Origin of the sequence: Streptomyces sp. NPDC093097, from assembly GCF_044754325.1 — a bacterium.
Taxonomy (GTDB): domain Bacteria; phylum Actinomycetota; class Actinomycetes; order Streptomycetales; family Streptomycetaceae; genus Streptomyces.
Genome location: NZ_JBIVOW010000004.1, coordinates 390,270 through 407,193, shown reverse-complemented (window position 1 = coordinate 407,193; position 16,924 = coordinate 390,270). Strand labels below are relative to the sequence as shown.

Here is a 16,924-nt window from a genome sequence, read left to right as displayed (position 1 = left end):
GACGGAGTGTCGCGTCTTAATCGGACGTGGCGCTGGCATCGTGTTTCACGTGAAACGTCGTTCTCTGCTGCAGGGGATCATCGCCCGCGGTCGTGGGGCTGCCGAGCCGCACGACCGGAAACCCACACGGGTCACGGAAGTATCCACAGGGATGGGTTCATCCACAGGAGAACGGACCTCACTGGTTCGCGATACCGAAAGCATGGCAGGCTCTCACCATCGTGAGCCTGATGTCGAGGAGAGTGAATCCTTGCGGTCCGACGCCAACATCGCGGGACCGATGACCGATCCGGTCCCCGGTCCCCGCAACGAGTCGTTCGGGGACGACGTTTCACGTGAAACGCCGCCCCTGATGGACAACACACCACTAGGTGGCGCAGCGCAGCTGGCGGTAGGGGCGATGGGCCGCACAGGCGAGGGGCTGCCCCGTCCTGAAGAGACCCGGGTCATCGTGGTCGCCAATCAGAAGGGCGGAGTCGGTAAGACCACCACCACGGTGAACCTCGCGGCTTCGCTGGCCCTGCACGGGGCTCGGGTCCTGGTGATCGACCTGGACCCGCAGGGCAACGCGTCGACGGCTCTGGGGATCGACCATCACGCCGAAGTGCCCTCTATCTACGACGTGCTGGTCGAGAGCAAACCACTCTCCGACGTCGTGCAGCCGGTGGTGGAGGTGGAGGGGCTCTTCTGCGCGCCCGCCACCATCGACCTGGCCGGTGCCGAGATCGAGCTGGTTTCGCTGGTGGCGCGCGAGAGCCGGCTGGACCGTGCCATCAAGGCGTATGAACAGCCGCTGGACTACATCCTCATCGACTGTCCGCCCTCGCTCGGCCTGCTGACCGTCAACGCCTTGGTCGCCGGCGCTGAGGTGCTGATCCCGATCCAGTGCGAGTACTACGCGCTGGAAGGCCTGGGGCAGTTGCTGCGGAACGTCGAGCTGGTGCGGGGGCATCTCAACCCCGAGCTCCACGTCTCGACGATCCTGCTCACCATGTACGACGGACGTACCCGTCTGGCTTCGCAGGTCGCCGACGAGGTGCGCACCCACTTCGGCAGCGAGGTGCTCCGGACGAGCATTCCCCGTTCGGTACGTATCTCAGAGGCCCCCAGCTATGGGCAGACGGTGCTCACCTATGACCCGGGATCCAGCGGCGCGCTCTCGTACCTCGAAGCAGCGAGGGAGATCGCTTTGCGCGGGGCGCCACAGTCCGGGGAGCAGGGCCTGAGTGTGAACTACCAAGCACAGCACAGCATCTCGGAGGGGACTCAGTGAGTGAACGACGTAGAGGGCTGGGCCGCGGGCTCGGTGCGCTGATCCCCGCGGCACCCCAGAGCACGGACCCCTCCGGTCCAGCAGTGGGAAGGGGCACGGCGTCACCGTCGTCCGTACCGGTTCTGGCGCCGGACCGCGGGGTGGCGGCCGCCAAGGTGGCCTCACTGCCGACGCCCGGTGTTTCACGTGAAACAGAGGCATCGGCCGGGGCGGAGAGCACCCACGGCAACCCGTCAGAGGTGGCCGGCGCGCACTTCGCCGAGGTGCCGCTGGACGCGATCAGGCCGAACCCGCGGCAGCCGCGAGAGGTCTTCGACGAGGATGCCCTCGCCGAACTGGTCACCTCCGTCAAGGAGGTGGGCCTGCTCCAGCCGGTCGTGGTCCGCCAGACGGCACCCGGACGCTATGAGCTCATCATGGGCGAGCGGCGCTGGCGGGCCTGCCGTGAGGCTGGCCTGGAGAAGATCCCCGCGATCGTGCGGGCCACGGAAGACGAGCGGCTGCTGCTCGACGCGCTTCTGGAGAACCTCCACCGGGCGCAGCTGAACCCGCTGGAAGAGGCAGCTGCCTACGACCAGTTGCTGGAGGACTTCAGGTGCACGCATGACGAACTGGCTGACCGAATCGGGCGTTCGCGTCCGCAGGTCACCAACACGCTGCGGCTGTTGAAGCTCTCGCCGTCCGTACAGAAGCGGCTTGCGGCGGGGGTGCTCTCCGCGGGGCACGCCCGGGCGCTGCTGTCCGTGGACGATCCGGAGGAGCAGGACAACCTGGCACGTCGGATCGTGGCGGAAGGGCTGTCGGTCCGTTCGGTCGAGGAGATCGTGACGCTCATGGGGGCGAGTGCCAAGAGCGCGGGCAAGGCCAAGAAGCCTCGCGCGGGCGCTCGGGTGTCCCCCGCGCTCACCGGTCTGGCCACCCGGCTGTCCGACCGCTTCGAAACCCGCGTGAAGGTCGATCTTGGCCAGAAGAAGGGAAAGATCGTCGTCGAGTTCGCCTCGATGGACGACCTGGAGCGCATTCTCGGCACGCTCGCTCCGGGCGAAGGGCGTGTCCTGGGCAAGTCGCTGGCCGACGAGGGCGGCACAGAGAACTGAGCTGACGCATGCGGCTCATGGGCGAGCCGTGTTCCGGAACCGATACCGGAACACGGCTCGCCCTTTTGCTTTCCTGTAGTACCCGCGCCCGGAAACGGTGGATACGATGCGATCGGGTATGGCACACATCCGTGTGGAGAGACCTCGTGTCGAGGAGAGGGCCATACGATCAGTAAGCCGCACCGGACTACTTGCGGCGGGGTTCGACCCCGCAGCCCTCGGAGGTTCGTTGGTGGTCTGCTCAGGGAGCAGGCGGCGCTGACAGCGCCGGCGCGGTACGGCAGGCGAGGGAAGCGAGGACCAGGTTCCATGGGCCGTCGGCTCGTACCGCTCACACTGGACAATCTTCCGGACCTCCCGAAGCGCTGCCGTTCCTGCGTCTTCTGGGAGCTCGACCCCGTCAGCGGCGAGGCCGCAGTAAAGGCGGGGCGTCCCGAGCTGGAGAAGGAAGCCTGGATCTCAGCGGTCCTGCTGGAGTGGGGTTCCTGCGGGCGCGTTGTCTATGTCGACGATGTGCCGGCCGGATTCGTCATGTACGCCCCGCCGGCCTATGTCCCGCGTTCGACGGCCTTCCCCACCAGTCCGGTCTCACCGGATGCGGTGCAGCTGCTGACGGCATGGCTGAACCCTGGATACCAGGGGCAGGGCCTGGGGCGAGTGATGGTCCAGACGGTGGCCAAGGACCTCATTCAGCGTGGCTTCAAGGCCATCGAAGCATTCGGTGACGCACGCTGGACCGAACCGGCGTGCGTGTTGCCCGCCGACCATCTCCTTGCGGTGGGCTTCAAAACGGTCCGTCCGCATCCCCGATTCCCGCGGTTGCGGCTCGAACTGCGGACGACGATTTCGTGGAAGGAAGACGTGGAGCTGGCGTTGGACCGTCTGCTCGGGGCTGTTCAGAAGGAACCTGCGCTCCGGCCGTTGTAGACGGACCGCTTGATGTTTCACGTGAAACATCGCCGGGGTTTCACGCGAAACAGGCCCGTCCCCACGAAGGGGAGGGCCTGTTTCACGTGAAACGTTACGGCGTTCCTCAGGCGAGGTAGTCCGCGAGGTCGCGCTCGATGGCGGCCTTCGGCTTGGCGCCGACGATGGTCTTCACGACCTCGCCGTCCTTGTAGACGTTCATGGTCGGGATCGACATGACGCCGTACTTGGCGGTGGTCGCCGGGTTCTCGTCGGTGTTCAGCTTCGCGATGACGATCTCGTCATGCTCGGCGGCAATGGCCTCCAGGGACGGGGCGACCTGGCGGCACGGGCCGCACCAGGTGGCCCAGAAGTCCACAAGGACGGGCTTGTCGCTCTTGAGGACAACCTCTTCGAAGTTGTCGTCCGTCACGGTCACCGTGGCGCCGGCCATGGCAATCTCCTTACTGGGGGTGGATGGTGGGAAAGCTGGGTGCGCGGGTCAGGCGGAGGGGGTCTTGTCGGGCTCGGCCGTGGCCTCACCGTCCGAGAGCGCCGCGAGGAACCGCTCGGCGTCGAGGGCGGCCGAGCAGCCCGTACCGGCGGCGGTGATCGCCTGGCGGTAGGTGTGGTCGACGACATCGCCGGCGGCGAAGACACCCGGCAGGTTCGTGCGAGTGCTGGGGGCATCGACCTGGAGGTAGCCCTCGTCGTCGAGGTTCAGCTGACCCTTGAACAGCTCGGTCCGCGGGTCGTGGCCGATGGCGATGAAGAGGCCGGTGACCGGAAGCTCGGCGGTCTCGCCGGTTTTGAGGTTGCGCAGCGTCAGACCGGAGAGCTTGTTCTCGCCGTGGACCTCGGCGACCTCGCTGTCCCAGATGAACTTGATCTTCGGGTCGGCGAAGGCACGCTCCTGCATTGCCTTGCTCGCCCGCAGGGTGTCACGACGGTGCACGACCGTGACGGTCTTGGCGAAGCGGGAGAGGAAGGTGGCCTCCTCCATCGCGGTGTCGCCACCGCCGATCACGGCGATGTCCTGGTCCTTGAAGAAGAACCCGTCGCAGGTCGCGCACCAGGAGACGCCACGGCCGGACAGTTCGTCCTCGCGCGGCAGGCCGAGCTTGCGGTGCTGGGAACCGGTGGCGACGATGACCGCCTTGGCGCGGTGCACCGTGCCCGCGGTGTCGGTGACGGTCTTGATCTCCTCGGTGAGGTCGACCGAGACGATGTCATCCGGCACCAGCTCAGCACCGAAGCGCTCGGCCTGGGCACGCATGTTGTCCATCAGGTCCGGGCCCATGATGCCGTCGCGGTAGCCGGGGAAGTTCTCTACGTCAGTGGTGTTCATCAGCGCACCACCGGCGGTGACGGCGCCTTCGAAAACGAGCGGCTTGAGGGACGCGCGGGCGGTGTAGAGCGCTGCGGTATAGCCCGCGGGCCCGGAGCCGATGATGATCACGTTGCGGACGTCGCTCACGGGTGTCTTCCTTGTCTCTGCCGACGGCTTGCTGGGGTCTTGGAACTCTCACCCCACCCAACGGATCCTAAGGGGCTTGCATTCCCGGAGAGCCGCAGCGCCCGGTCCGTCGTTCAGTCTCGCCGATACGAGTGGGTCAGCAGGACCTTCCCAGGGGCCGGCGGAGCAGCCGAGACACAAGAGGCAGTGACGACATAGGCCGAGACGCTCGTGGGGTCGGAGGGGTGCGGGAGCACGACCAGGAAAGCGTCCTTGCCCTCGTAGGTGCTGCGGGTCGAGGCCAGTGGGTGCTCGGTACGACCGATGCCCTGGCGCACACACGACGGAACGACGTCCGTCTCCCCTCGCAGCGGGGTCTCGGGCGAGCTGCGTGTACCGAGCTTTGGCGTCGGGTGTGTCTTTTTCTCGGCAAGCAACTTGTGGACGTTCGTCCCGAGCGTCGCCTCGGTGAGGCCTGAGGGAGTCCCCGGGCCGGCGGAAGAAGAGCCTTCCTGCTTGGTTGCTTGGACGCCGCTGCTGCCGGTGCTCTGGAGGAGCAGGCCGCCAACTCCAAGCACCGCGGCAGCGGCCGCGGTGCTGAGCAAGACCCGTGGCCACCGCCGGGAGCGCGAAGGGCGCCGCCCCGGCATCTGCCGGCCTGGTCCGGAAGCACCACGGCTTCGTCCGGCCGGCGGGGCAGCCGCGGATGCGCGCGGCGGTGTCTGCGCGCTGGTTTCACATGAAACCGGAGCCGGGGCGGATGACGTTTCACGTGAAACCGAGCCGGTGGAAGGCGATGTTTCACGTGAAACTTGAGGTTCGCCCTTGGCCGCGGCAGCGTCCAACAGTGCCTCCGCAGCAAGCGCTGCATCGATGCGCTCGGCGACGTCGGCGGGCATCCGCGTCGGGCCGGGCAGCGTGCCGAGGAGCCCGCGGATTTCTTCCAGAGACGCATAGACGTCTTCGCACACCGAACAACCTGCGAGGTGATCCCGCAGATCTGTCGCGCGTGAAGGGGAGAGCAGCCCGTCCGTGAGATCGGAGATCTCAGAGACCTCCGGGTGCTCGCCTGCGCCGGTTGCCGACGTCACGCTCGCCCACCTCCGCCCTTCACGGCATCTGTGCCCTTCGGTCCTGCCGTCGGTGGGACGGGTGTCCCCTGCGCCCGGTTCCTTCCCTCGCCCTCGGGATTGCTACCCCCGCCATCGCCGCGCAGATGGGTGACCAAGGGCAGCAGGCGCGCGCGCCCACGTGAGCAGCGGCTTTTCACCGTTCCGGTCGGAACGTCGAGGACCGCGGCGGCCTCTGCGACGGAATATCCCTGCATATCAACGAGGACGAGAGCGGCACGCTGCTCCTGAGGGAGCGTGCGCAGCGCGATGAGCAGTTCGCGGTGCACGTCCTGGCGCTCGGCCGGGACCGCCGCGGACTCCTCAGGTTCGAGGAGCTGTTCCAGGCGCTCGGTCTCAGCGACCGGAGAAGTGCGTCGTGAGGCGGCCTTGCGGGCCCGGTCCAGACAGGAGTTGACCGTGATGCGGTGCAGCCAGGTCGTCACGGCCGACTGGCCGCGGAAGGTGTGAGCGGCGCGGTAAGCGGATACCAGTGCGTCCTGCACCGCATCAGCGGCTTCTTCACGATCACCGAGGGTTCGTAAAGCCACGGCCCAGAGCCGGTCGCGATGGCGCCGGACGATCTCCCCGAAGGCATCCGGGTCACCTTTTACATGCAACGCAAGGAGATCGGCGTCGGTTGGTGTCGAAGCCTTGTCACTGTCGGTGGACACGGGCCCCCCGGCCGTAGCTGCCTGATCTCGATCCCCATTGAAGCCCGCCGGGTGACGAATGTAAATGCTGGGAAGGGCTCCTCGGGCCACCGGAAACGATCTCGGTGGCCCGAGGGGTGTGGCAGCGGGCCGGCCTGGCGGCCGGTCGAATCCCGTACCCACACCCCTCTCGGAAGGCGTGTGCGCTCAGCCGGTGAAGGAGACCTCAGTCACGCCCTGCTTGTAACCGGAGTCGCTGTAGGTGTCGCGCGGCGAGTAGGGCATCGCGGTCATCCACACGACGACGTAGCGCGCCTTCGCCGGCGACTTCAGTGTGACCTTGGCCGTGCTTCCCGACGTCTTGGCCGTACCGAGCTCCCGCATGGAGCTCAGTGGTTCGGACGGCGAGAGGGAGTTGGCGGCGTAGAGCGTCACCGTCGTGTGGTTGCCGGTGTAGTGCAGGCCGATCGAAGCGCTGCTCACCTGCTGCTCCGAGCCGAGGTCGTAGACCAGCCCGACGCCCTTCTTGAAGGCCGGATTCATGTCCGGGCCATCGAGGTAGCTCTTGCTGCGCCAGTACGTTGAGGGGTTTCCGTCGTAGGTGTCCCTCGCCTGGTCGGGGTGCTGCGGTTGGCCGTCCGGGTAGTACTCGGCGCCGTCCACGATCTTGATCGGCTTGCCGGTCGGCTTCTTGGCACCGCCGGCGGATTGCGAGTTCCCCGGGGTGTCCTGGTCGCCTTCCCGCTTCAGCAGGGTGTCCGCCAGCTGCCAGCTGCCCAGGCCCAGGGCGGCGATCAGCAGCGCGGAGACCGACCACTTCAGCGCCTTGCCGGTGCGGCTCTGGAGCGGGGGCGGGGGCGCGGCGACGGGCTGCGTCGCCCGGACGGACTGACCGTTGCGGGCGGGCGACTGCCCATAGGTGCCCTGCTGGAAACCCGTGCGCTGATACGGCGGAGGCGTGGAGAACGCCGTCTCCGGAGGACGGATGCGCGGCATCGCGGCGACGGCCTTGGCCAGTTCCTCCGGCGTGGTGCACGGCGGCTCCTGACGGGACGCGGTGGCCCCGTCGTTGACCAGTGCACGCATGGCGAGCTCGGACAGGCCCCGGTGGACGCCCGCGCGCACCTGGTCGGGCGCGATCAGCCCGACGCCCTTGGGGAGGCCGGGAAGGCCGTAGGCGTCGTTCTCGTACGGCCAGCGCTGGGTGAGGGCGGCGTACAGGAGCGCACCGATCGCCTCGGTGTCCGTGCGCTGCGGGTGCTCGCAGGTGATGCCGCGCAGCGCCGCCATGACGGCGAGACCGCGGATGCGGTACTGACCGGATTCCGTGCGCAGCACCGAGCCCGGGGTCAGCCGCAGATGCGCCAGGCCCTCGCGATGGGCGGCGGCCATGGCCTGGGAGACCTGGCTGACGAGCTGGTAGGCGTCGTGCGGTTCGAGCGGACCGTTGGCGAGGACGGTGGCCAACTCGGTGGCGTCCGGCAGCCACTCATGGACCACGTAGACGAGGTCGCTGTCCTCGACGGCATCAAGGACAGCGACGAATCGGGGATCGCCGAGGAGCGCGGAGGCCCGGGCTGCGGAGAGCACCGGACGGGCACGGGGGTGGTCGGCGGGCAGCACATGCACACCGACGGCTCGGCGAAGTTTTTCGTCGACAGCGCGCCAACTGCTGAATCCGTCCAGACGGGTCACGCACTCTTCGAGTCGGTAACGTCTGGCGAGCTTATGACCGCTGTGGAGTTCCGGTGGCTTGGAAGCGGTCTCCGGCGCACCCTTCTCCTCGGTGCGCGCGGCGTCCTGTTCCTTGCCGGATACCTTCTCGGCCTCCGCACCGTCGTCCGTGGCCCGACCCGCCTTGGCGGTCAGCGGTTCCTCGCCGCTTGTGTCGGCCACGTCGACGGCAGCCGTGCTCCGTTCCGCCACCGTCGTTCCTGCCTCCCCATCCGTTGCAGGCTCAATGAGCCAAGACAATTGTGCCCACAGTCCGCCACTATGCACGACACACGGTGGCAGCCGATGGTTGTGCCCGATCAGCGTCCCAGCTTGGACCTGACCATGCCTACCAGGGCGTTCAGCTCCTCGATCCGCATTTTTCGGGCGGCGAGGTAGAAGACGGCCAGAAGTGCGGCTCCGCCGCCGACGAGCGCGGCGAGCGAGCCGACGAACCCGGTGCCGAGCGCCTGCATCAGCACGTACACCAGGACGCCGGAGACGATCGTGGCCGGGATGCTGGCGCCGGCCAGCCGTGCGTAGGTCCGCACCACGTGCGCGGTGTCCAGGTCGCCGCCCATCCGCTTGCTCAGGCGGCGCCAGGCGACGCCGACGCCGATGACGTAGGCGAGGCCGTAGGAGGCGGCCATGCCCACCACGGCCCAGTGGGCGGGCAGGACCAGGAAGCAGAGGGCGGAGGCCGCGGCGTTGACGCCGGCGACGATCACCGTGTTGTAGAAGGGGGTCCGGGTGTCCTCGTACGCGTAGAAGGCGCGCAGGACGACGTACTGCACGGAGAACGGGATCAGGCCCACGCCGAAGGCCATGAGCATGTAGCCCATGGGGATGCCGGCGCCGGACGAGCCGTAGACCAGCGTGCACAGCGGGATGCCGAGGGCGAGGAACCCGAACGAGATCGGGACGATGGCCACGGCCGAGGTGCGCAGGCCCTGCGACATGTCGTCCCGGACCGCTCCGATGTCGCCGTCGTGAGCGGACCGGGCCAACCGGGGCAGCAGCGCGGCCATGACGGAGACGGTGATGATCGCCTGCGGCATGTTCCAGATCAGCTGGGCGCTGGCGTAGGAGATGAAGCCGGTGCCCGGGTGGCCCTGATGGTCGGCGGTGTTGCCGGCCCAGGTGGAGAGCTGGGTGACGACCAGGACGCCTGCCTGGTTGGCGAGGACGAACAGCACCGTCCACTTGGCGAGCTTGGCGGCCTTGCCCAGGCCGTGGCCGCGCCAGTCGAAGCGGAGGCGCAGCTTGAAGTCGGCGTCGCGCAGGTACGGGATCATCGCCAGCGCCTGGACCACCAGGCCGAGGAGCGTGCCGATGCCGAGCAGTCGGATGCCCTCGGTGGGGATCGTGGTGACGCCGATGTGGGAGGTCTTCGCCGAGCCGTAGACCCAGATGAACAGGCCGAACGTGGCGATCATGACGATGTTGTTGAGGACCGGGGTCCACATCATCGCGCCGAAGCGGCCGCGGGCGTTGAGGATCTGGCCCATGACCACGTGCAGGCCCATGAAGAAGATCGTGGGCACGCAGTAGCGGGTGAAGGCGACCGCGACCTCGTTGGCCGCCGGGTCGCGGGAGATGTCGAACGAGACCATCTTGACCAGCAGCGGTGCGGCGAAGACCGCCAGTGCCGTCAGCACGCCCAGGACGACGACGACCAGGGTGAGCAGCCGGTTGGCGTAGGCCTCGCCGCCGTCCTCGTCCTCCTTCATCGCGCGGACGAGCTGCGGGACGAAGACGGAGTTCAGACCGCCGCCGATGGTCAGGATGAAGATCATCGTCGGCAGCTGGTAGGCGACCTGCCAGGAGTCACCGAGCACCGCGCCGCCGAGCGCCGCGACGATCAGTGCCGAGCGGACGAAGCCGGTGAGCCGGGACACCATCGTGCCGGCGGCCATCACGGCGCTGGACTTCAGCAGCCCGGACGCGCGGCCGCCGGACGGCTTGCCGGCCGCTGGGGCCGGCTCCGGCTCGGTTTCCTCGACGGTCTGCTGGGCCACCGGCTCCGGAGCTGCCGCCGCCGGCGTCTGCTGGGCCACCGGGGACGGCCCGGAGGGCGACGGCTGGTACGGCTGCTGCTGGTCGTGGAAGAGGTGCGCGAAGGCGTCCCGCTCGCCGGCGCCCTGGGCCATCAGCGCGTCGCCGCCGGCGAACTGCACCGTCGCGTCGGCCTCGCCGTGCGACAGGTCGTGCGTCGGCCCCTGGGGCTCCGCCGGTGCCGGCGCGGGCCACTGCTGAGGGCCGGGAGGCTGCTGGTAGAGCGGGTACGCGGGCTGTCCCGGGGCCGCGGCGTGGTCAAAGGGCGACTCGCCGGCCGGGTCCTGGGCCGTCGGGGCCGGTGCCTGGTACGGGTCGTTGCGGTAGGCGTCCCGGACGTAGGGGTCCTGGTCCGCGGGCAACGGCGGCGTCGGAGGGACCGCCCCCGAGGGATCGCCATGCGAGCCCCGGCCGCGGCCACCGTCATACGGCGCATTCATCGCTGCCCCACCTCATCCGTCGCCGGCCATCCGGCCCCGTCGTCTATCAACGGTCCACTTTCTCACCTGAGCCGGACGGCCCGGACTTATCCGATCCGGTGTCCGACGTGGGGTCACTCGGCTGCTCAGGGCTGTCCTCGCCCGGGCCGCCGTTGTCATCGTCCTTGCCTTCGGCGGTGGAACCGCCGCTGTCCTCGCCGTTCTCCTCGTCACCGGTGCCCTCGGCGGCCGCCCGCTTGCGCTGGAGGTAGATCCGCACACCGGCGAGCACGAGCAGCAGAACGCCGCCGGCGATGACGAGCATCACAGTGGCGGTGATCTCGGTGACGTTCACCCGGAACGTCATGGGCGCACCATAGGGCTTGCCGTCCGCGGTGTAGAGCCGGGCGGTCACCCAGGCCAGACCGTTGGCGTTCGCCGTGGTCTCGAACTTGAAGGACTGGCTGTGCCCGCCGTCCACCTTGATCTGCTGGGACTTGCCGACGTCCAGGCGGTTGGGCTGCGAGGAGGTCAGCCGCAGGGTCAGGCCCTGGACGCCCTGCAGGAGGTTGTTCTGGACCGTCACCGGAATCGTGGCGCTGCGCCCGGAGAGCGTGGCCTCGGACTTCCGGATCAGGTGGACCTTCTTGGTCAGACCGTCGAGGTAGTCGCGTACCGAGGTGCGGAACGCGGCGGCGCCCTTGGGGTCGCCCCGCCACGACGTCGACGTCGCGCGCATTATGGCGTTGCCGAACGGGGTGACCACGCGTTCCGGCTGGGCCAGGACCACCTGGAAGTCGTCCAGTGCGGTCTGGGTGTCCTCGATCTGCCGGAAGGCGTCGACCGGGAGCTCCTGGCGGCGCAGCGACGACGGGTAGGAGGAGCGGCTGGGGATCTGGCGGTTGGCGTCCGGGTCGGGCTTGGCCTTGGCCGCGTCACCGAGCTTCGTCGGCTGGGTCCAGCCGGCCTGCTCCAAGTTCCGCAGCGCGCCGGCCATCGCCTGGGCCTGGGCCGCCGAGGGCATCCGCTGCGGCGCGACGACGACGCTGCGCTGCTGCTCCGGGTTCTCCAGACCGATCATCTGGGCCTCGGCGAGGAACTCCTGGATCGCGAGGCTGGCGTTCCCGGACTTCGACATGTCGCCTTCGAAGGCCTGGGAGAGCCGGGTGTCGCTGACGATGGCGGTGTTGCCGCCGCCGATGGGCCGGGCGGCGGTCGGGGTGTACGGGAGGTTGTTGTCACGCAGGCTGTCGCCGCGGGTGATGACGTTGTGGGCGCCGGCCGAGGTGGCGACGTCGACGATCGAGGAGTCGACGGCGCCGTTCACCGGCCAGGTGAAGTCGGTGCGCGGCTTCACGCCCAGGATGGTGTCCACCGTCTTCGAGGCGAGCTCGGTGGCCGGGCCGAGGTGGCTGAGCGCGCTGGGCACGCTCTTGCCGTGGTGGGCGAGCGAGGCCAGGTCCGGGTCGCCGAAGGGCAGGGCGACGACCTCGTGGCCCGTCACGGCGTTCTCCAGGTCGTTGAGCCACTGCTTGGCGACGGCCTGGTTCCGGCCCGCCGGGCCGTCGGGGCCGTGCACGCGGTACGGCTTGGTCATCGCCTCGACGGTCGCGAGCAGGTCGGGATCGATGACGAAGGTCACCGGGAGGTTCTTGCCGAGCTCGACCATCTTCTGGAGCCGGCCGCCGGGCGCGATCTCCGCCGCGAGCTTGTCGTCGCGGAAGACCGGCGTCTGCTGGGTGTCGGCGCCGGTCTCGGCCGCGAGGTGGGTGCTGGAGATCAGCGGCCACAGGTAGGTGAGCTGGGTCTTCTTGGCCGGCGCGCTGCCCTGCCAGGGCAGCAGGGTCCGGTCGATGCCGAGGACCTGGTCGTACGACGAGCTCGGGGTGCGGCCGGAGAGGGTCACTCCGAGCGGGTAGACACCGTCGCCGCTGAGGTCGAGGTCCTTGACCGGGACGTTGAGGGTGAAGGTCCGGCTGGTGCCGGGGTCGAGCCTGTCGACCTTCTCCGTGTGGTTGCCGATCTCCTTGCCGTCGGCACCCAGCAGGTAGCCGGTGCGCTTTGTCACAGCCTCGATGGAGCTGCGGTCGCTGAGCGCGGCGCCGCGGTGCAGTCCGACGTGCGCGTCGGTGATCGCGTTCCTGGTGTCGTTGGTCAGCGTGCCGGAGACCGTGACCGTGTCGCCCTTGCCGGGGGCGACCGGGGACATCGCATTGATCGTGACGCTGACCGCATGCGGGCCCGGAGCGGCCGCTCCGGCCGCGGCGGCATGCGGGACCTGCAACGTTCCTATGAGCAGGGGTACCCCGGTGAGTAGCGTCACGGTCCGTCGCAGCCACCGGCCACGCGGCCGTTCAGTCGCCTGGAACCCTGCCGCATCGGCCACGCGCTCGCCCGTCCCTCGTCGTCGTCAGTGGTCGTCGGAATGTGCGTCCACGAATGGTAACGAGGCCCGGCGTGCCGCAGTGCCAGGGACTGCTCCACATGATCACTACGCCGGGATCCGTACCCGACTGTCCCCCTTTATTTACGTGACGCCAGGTGCCGCGCGGCCACGTACCCTTTTCTGTTGTGCCGAACGCCAACAATGACTTCCCCACCACGCAGCCCGAGCCGACCCCGCAGCCGACGGACGCGCTGAGCCATGTGCAGCGCCGTGCCGTGAGCGAACTGCTGCGGGTGTCTCCTGTCGCGGACGACCTGGCCCGCCGCTTCCAGGAGGCCGGGTTCACGCTTGCCCTGGTCGGCGGGTCGGTCCGGGACGCACTGCTCGGTCGGCTCGGGAACGACCTGGACTTCACCACCGACGCCCGGCCGGAGGACGTGCTGAAGATCGTCCGGCCGTGGGCGGACGCGGTCTGGGAGGTCGGCATCGCCTTCGGCACGGTCGGCTGCAAGAAGGACTCGTTCGACATCGAGGTCACGACCTACCGCTCCGAGGCGTACGACCGCACCTCGCGCAAGCCCGAGGTGTCGTACGGCGACTCGATCGAGGACGATCTGATCCGCCGGGACTTCACGGTCAACGCCATGGCGGTGCTGCTGCCGCAGAAGGAGTTCGTCGACCCGCACAGCGGCCTGGAGGACCTGGCGGCCCGCGTGCTGCGGACCCCGGGGACGCCGCAGGAGTCGTTCTCCGACGATCCGCTGCGGATGATGCGGGCGGCCCGCTTCGCCGCCCAGCTGGACTTCGAGGTGGCGCCCGAGGTCGTCGAGGCGATGACGGCGATGGCGGAGCGCATCGAGATCGTCTCCGCGGAGCGGGTGCGTGACGAGCTCAACAAGCTCATCCTGGCCCCGAACCCGCGCAAGGGCCTGCGGCTGCTGGTCGATTCCGGTCTCGCCGACCGGGTGCTGCCGGAGCTGCCCGCGCTGCGCCTGGAGAGCGACGAGCACCACCGGCACAAGGACGTCTACGAGCACACGCTGACGGTGCTGGAGCAGGCCATCGCCCTTGAGGACGACGGTCCCGATCTGGTGCTGCGGCTGGCGGCGCTGCTGCACGACATCGGCAAGCCCAAGACGCGGCGCTTCGAGAACGACGGCCGGGTCTCCTTCCACCACCACGAGGTGGTCGGGGCGAAGATGACCAAGAAGCGCATGACCGCCCTGAAGTACTCCAACGACATGATCAAGGACGTTGCGCGTCTGGTGGAGCTGCATCTGCGCTTCCACGGATACGGCACGGGCGAGTGGACGGACTCCGCGGTCCGCCGCTATGTCCGGGACGCCGGTCCGCAGCTGGACCGCCTGCACAAGCTGACCCGCTCGGACTGCACCACCCGCAACAAGCGCAAGGCGACCGCGCTCTCGCGGGCCTATGACGGGCTGGAGGGGCGCATCGAGCGACTTCAGGACCAGGAGGAGCTGGACGCGATCCGTCCGGACCTGAACGGGAACGAGATCATGCAGATCCTGGACGTCGGCCCCGGCCCGCAGATCGGCAAGGCCTACAAGCACATGCTGGAGCTGCGGCTTGAGCACGGCCCGATGGACCACGAGGCGGCAGTCGCCGCGCTCAAGGAATGGTGGGCCGCTCAGAGCTGAGGTGCTTAAGGCCCGCGACCGTGAAACCGGCGATGTTTCACGTGAAACCGGGCGGTGTGCACCGGGGCGGTGTCTCACGCGAAACAGGGCAGCAGACGCGCTGTCGTTTCACGTGAAACACCGCCCCATGGCGTTGGGGCGCCGGCCTCGCCGCTACTTCTGGTTCTGGAGGCAGAGCACGAACCGGGTGTCGGAGGCCCGGCGGCGGTGCTGGACCTCCGAATAGGCCAGGGTGCCGCTGGGGCAGACCGACTTGTCGGTGGTGTTGGTGTGGACGGCCGTCACCTTGTACTGAGCCTCCGCGGTACCGCAGTCCACCACCTTGAGGTCGGGCTTGATCTCATTGCCCTCGTTCTTCACGCAGTCGTTGACCTTGGCGGTATCGGCGTCGTTCCAGGAGCTCACCCAGCCCACCCCGATAACGATCACGCCGACGGCCACGGCGATGCCCTTCATGATCGTCTTGGGTGACATGCCCGGGCGGGCGGGCGGCGGGGGGACGGGAGCCCCGCCCTGCATGGAGGGCGGCTGCGGCGCCTGCGGAAAGCCCTGCTGCGGCTGCTGCCCGTACGGAGGGTGCGGCTGCTGGGGGTAGGCGTATCCGCCCTGGGGCGGGGGCCCGCCCTGCGGCTGCCCGACCGGAGGCGGTCCGTAGGGGGTCTGCGGTGGCTGGGGTGCCTGCGGGTAGGGAGCCTGTCCGTACGGCTGCTGTCCGTACGGTTGCTGCCCGTACGGCTGCTGTCCGTATGGTGCCTGGCCGTACGGTGCCTGGCCGTACGGGTTCTGCCCCTGCGGAGGCGTGGTCATGGGTGGTTCCCCCGTGATGCGATGTGCCCGGATGCGAGGCGTCCGGGTGCGTGAATGACGCCCCGTAAGGTATCTGCTCCGGTGGTGGTGTCGCCCCGGCGAGCGTGCCGTTCGCCGGGGGCCGGTGCTCAGCGGCGTACGAAGCGCGCGAGGGCCGCGGCGACCACCGCGTAGAGCGCGGAGACCACGATGATCAGGGTCGCGGACCGGCCGTCGGGCGGCAGCATCAGGGCGGCGACCGCGGCGGCGCCGACGAACGCGACGTTGAACAGCACGTCGTAGAGGGCGAAGATGCGCCCGCGGAAGGCATCGTCGATCGACGACTGGACCACCGTGTCCGTGGAGATCTTCGTTCCCTGGGTGACCAGGCCGAGGACGAAGGCGGCGACCAGCATCGGCGCCGGGTGGAAGAACAGCCCCAGCGCGGGGGTCAGGACCGCTCCCACCGCGGCACAGCAGGCCATCCAGCCGAAGGCGGTGAGCCACCCGACCATCCAGGGGGTGACCACCGCCGCCGTGAAGAATCCGGCTCCCGACACGGCAACGGCTATCCCGAGCAGCGCCAGTCCCCCGGACGTGGTGCTGGACCAGGCGTACCGGCACAGCATCAGCACCATCACCGTCAGCGCGCCGTAGCAGAAGCGCACCACCGTCATGACGGTGAGCGCGCGGGCCGGAGTGGGGCGCGAGGCGAGATGGCGCAGACCCTCCACAAGTCCCCGGAAGGTGCTCAACACAGCGTCTTTCAGGCGTGGTTGGACCGCTGACGGGTCCGGTCCCAGGAGCTGCGGTGTCATTCGCAGGGCGGTGAGGGCGGAGCAGAGGTACAGGAGCGCGGCCAGCAGCACCACGAACCCGTCCACGTCCGTGCCGGCCAGCCGGAGCGCGAAGGCCAGTCCGCCGCCGGCCACCATGGCGAGCGTTCCCGCCGTGGGGGAAAGGGAGTTGGCCATCACGAGCTGCTGTGCGCCGTCGACCACGCGGGGCAGGGAGGCCGAAAGCCCCGCCAGGACAAAGCGGTTCACCCCGGTCACGCACAGCGCGGAGACATAGAAGAGCCAGTCGGGCACGTGCGTCGCGATCAGCACCGCGGTGATCACGGAGAGCAGAGTGCGCAGCAGATTGCCGTACAGCAGCACCTGTCGCCGGCGCCAGCGGTCCAGCAGCACCCCGGTGAACGGGCCGAGGAGGGAGTACGGCAGCAGCAGGATCGCCATGGCGGAGGCGATCGCCTCGGGCGACGCCTGTTTCTCGGGCGAGAAGATGACGAAGGTGGCGAGCGCTGCCTGGAACACCCCGTCGGCGGCCTGGGAGAGGAGCCGTACGGCCAGGAGCGAACGGAAGTCGCGGAGCCGGAGCAATACGCGGAGATCGCGCACAACATGCATG

At 68.8% G+C, this 16,924-nt stretch carries 13 protein-coding genes; 4 read left to right on the top strand and 9 right to left on the bottom strand.

The window, feature by feature from the left end; translation table 11 throughout:
• Nucleotides 1-202: 202 nt before the first annotated feature.
• The 3 genes from ACIQE0_RS09550 to ACIQE0_RS09540 all read left to right on the top strand — a co-directional run bounded on the left by ACIQE0_RS09550 (nt 203) and on the right by ACIQE0_RS09540 (nt 3,297).
• The gene (locus ACIQE0_RS09550; protein ID WP_366339129.1) at nt 203-1,273 is read left to right on the top strand and encodes a ParA family protein; all 1,071 of its coding nucleotides are present in this window, start codon (nt 203-205) and stop codon (nt 1,271-1,273) included.
• Complete coding sequence (locus ACIQE0_RS09545; RefSeq protein WP_366339110.1) at nt 1,270-2,370, top strand: ParB/RepB/Spo0J family partition protein; 1,101 nt, start codon at nt 1,270-1,272, stop codon at nt 2,368-2,370. The genes ACIQE0_RS09550 and ACIQE0_RS09545 overlap by 4 nt, the downstream gene beginning before the upstream one ends.
• A 309-nt stretch (nt 2,371-2,679) precedes the next feature.
• The gene (locus tag ACIQE0_RS09540) at nt 2,680-3,297 is read left to right on the top strand and encodes a GNAT family N-acetyltransferase (RefSeq protein ID WP_366339109.1); all 618 of its coding nucleotides are present in this window, start codon (nt 2,680-2,682) and stop codon (nt 3,295-3,297) included.
• Nucleotides 3,298-3,403: 106 nt separating this feature from the next.
• Here ACIQE0_RS09540 and trxA read toward each other — a convergent pair whose 3' ends face one another.
• The 7 genes from trxA to ACIQE0_RS09505 form a co-directional block, all read right to left on the bottom strand.
• Nucleotides 3,404-3,730 carry a thioredoxin gene (gene trxA, locus ACIQE0_RS09535; protein WP_366339107.1) on the bottom strand — a complete coding sequence of 109 codons (327 nt, stop codon included), beginning with the start codon at nt 3,728-3,730 and terminating at the stop codon, nt 3,404-3,406.
• 48 nt (nt 3,731-3,778) lie between these two features.
• Nucleotides 3,779-4,753, bottom strand: a complete 975-nt coding sequence (gene trxB / locus ACIQE0_RS09530; protein WP_402330210.1) for a thioredoxin-disulfide reductase — start codon at nt 4,751-4,753, stop codon at nt 3,779-3,781.
• 113 nt (nt 4,754-4,866) lie between these two features.
• Nucleotides 4,867-5,823 carry an anti-sigma factor family protein gene (locus ACIQE0_RS09525; protein ID WP_402330208.1) on the bottom strand — a complete coding sequence of 319 codons (957 nt, stop codon included), beginning with the start codon at nt 5,821-5,823 and terminating at the stop codon, nt 4,867-4,869.
• Entirely contained in the window at nt 5,820-6,515 is a 696-nt protein-coding gene (gene sigM, locus ACIQE0_RS09520) for an RNA polymerase sigma factor SigM (RefSeq protein ID WP_366339102.1), read from the bottom strand. Before sigM ends, ACIQE0_RS09525 begins: the two co-directional genes overlap by 4 nt.
• A 186-nt stretch (nt 6,516-6,701) precedes the next feature.
• Entirely contained in the window at nt 6,702-8,420 is a 1,719-nt protein-coding gene (locus ACIQE0_RS09515; protein ID WP_366339100.1) for a serine/threonine protein kinase, read from the bottom strand.
• Nucleotides 8,421-8,527: 107 nt separating this feature from the next.
• Nucleotides 8,528-10,702 carry a murein biosynthesis integral membrane protein MurJ gene (gene murJ / locus ACIQE0_RS09510; protein WP_366339098.1) on the bottom strand — a complete coding sequence of 725 codons (2,175 nt, stop codon included), beginning with the start codon at nt 10,700-10,702 and terminating at the stop codon, nt 8,528-8,530.
• A gap of 46 nt (nt 10,703-10,748) precedes the next feature.
• Nucleotides 10,749-13,004: a DUF6049 family protein gene (locus tag ACIQE0_RS09505; protein WP_402330205.1), complete on the bottom strand. Its 2,256-nt coding sequence runs from the start codon at nt 13,002-13,004 to the stop codon at nt 10,749-10,751.
• Between the two features lie 248 nt (nt 13,005-13,252).
• On the opposite strand from ACIQE0_RS09505, the gene ACIQE0_RS09500 reads away from it, so the two are divergent.
• Complete coding sequence (locus tag ACIQE0_RS09500) at nt 13,253-14,728, top strand: CCA tRNA nucleotidyltransferase (RefSeq protein ID WP_384102968.1); 1,476 nt, start codon at nt 13,253-13,255, stop codon at nt 14,726-14,728.
• A 153-nt stretch (nt 14,729-14,881) separates the two neighbouring features.
• Here ACIQE0_RS09500 and ACIQE0_RS09495 read toward each other — a convergent pair whose 3' ends face one another.
• Together ACIQE0_RS09495 and ACIQE0_RS09490 are read right to left on the bottom strand one after the other, a co-directional pair.
• Nucleotides 14,882-15,202 carry a hypothetical protein gene (locus ACIQE0_RS09495; protein ID WP_384102970.1) on the bottom strand — a complete coding sequence of 107 codons (321 nt, stop codon included), beginning with the start codon at nt 15,200-15,202 and terminating at the stop codon, nt 14,882-14,884.
• Nucleotides 15,203-15,663: 461 nt separating this feature from the next.
• On the bottom strand, nt 15,664-16,923 hold the full coding sequence (locus ACIQE0_RS09490; protein ID WP_366339090.1) for an MFS transporter: 1,260 nt from the start codon (nt 16,921-16,923) through the stop codon (nt 15,664-15,666).
• Nucleotide 16,924: the final 1 nt, after the last annotated feature.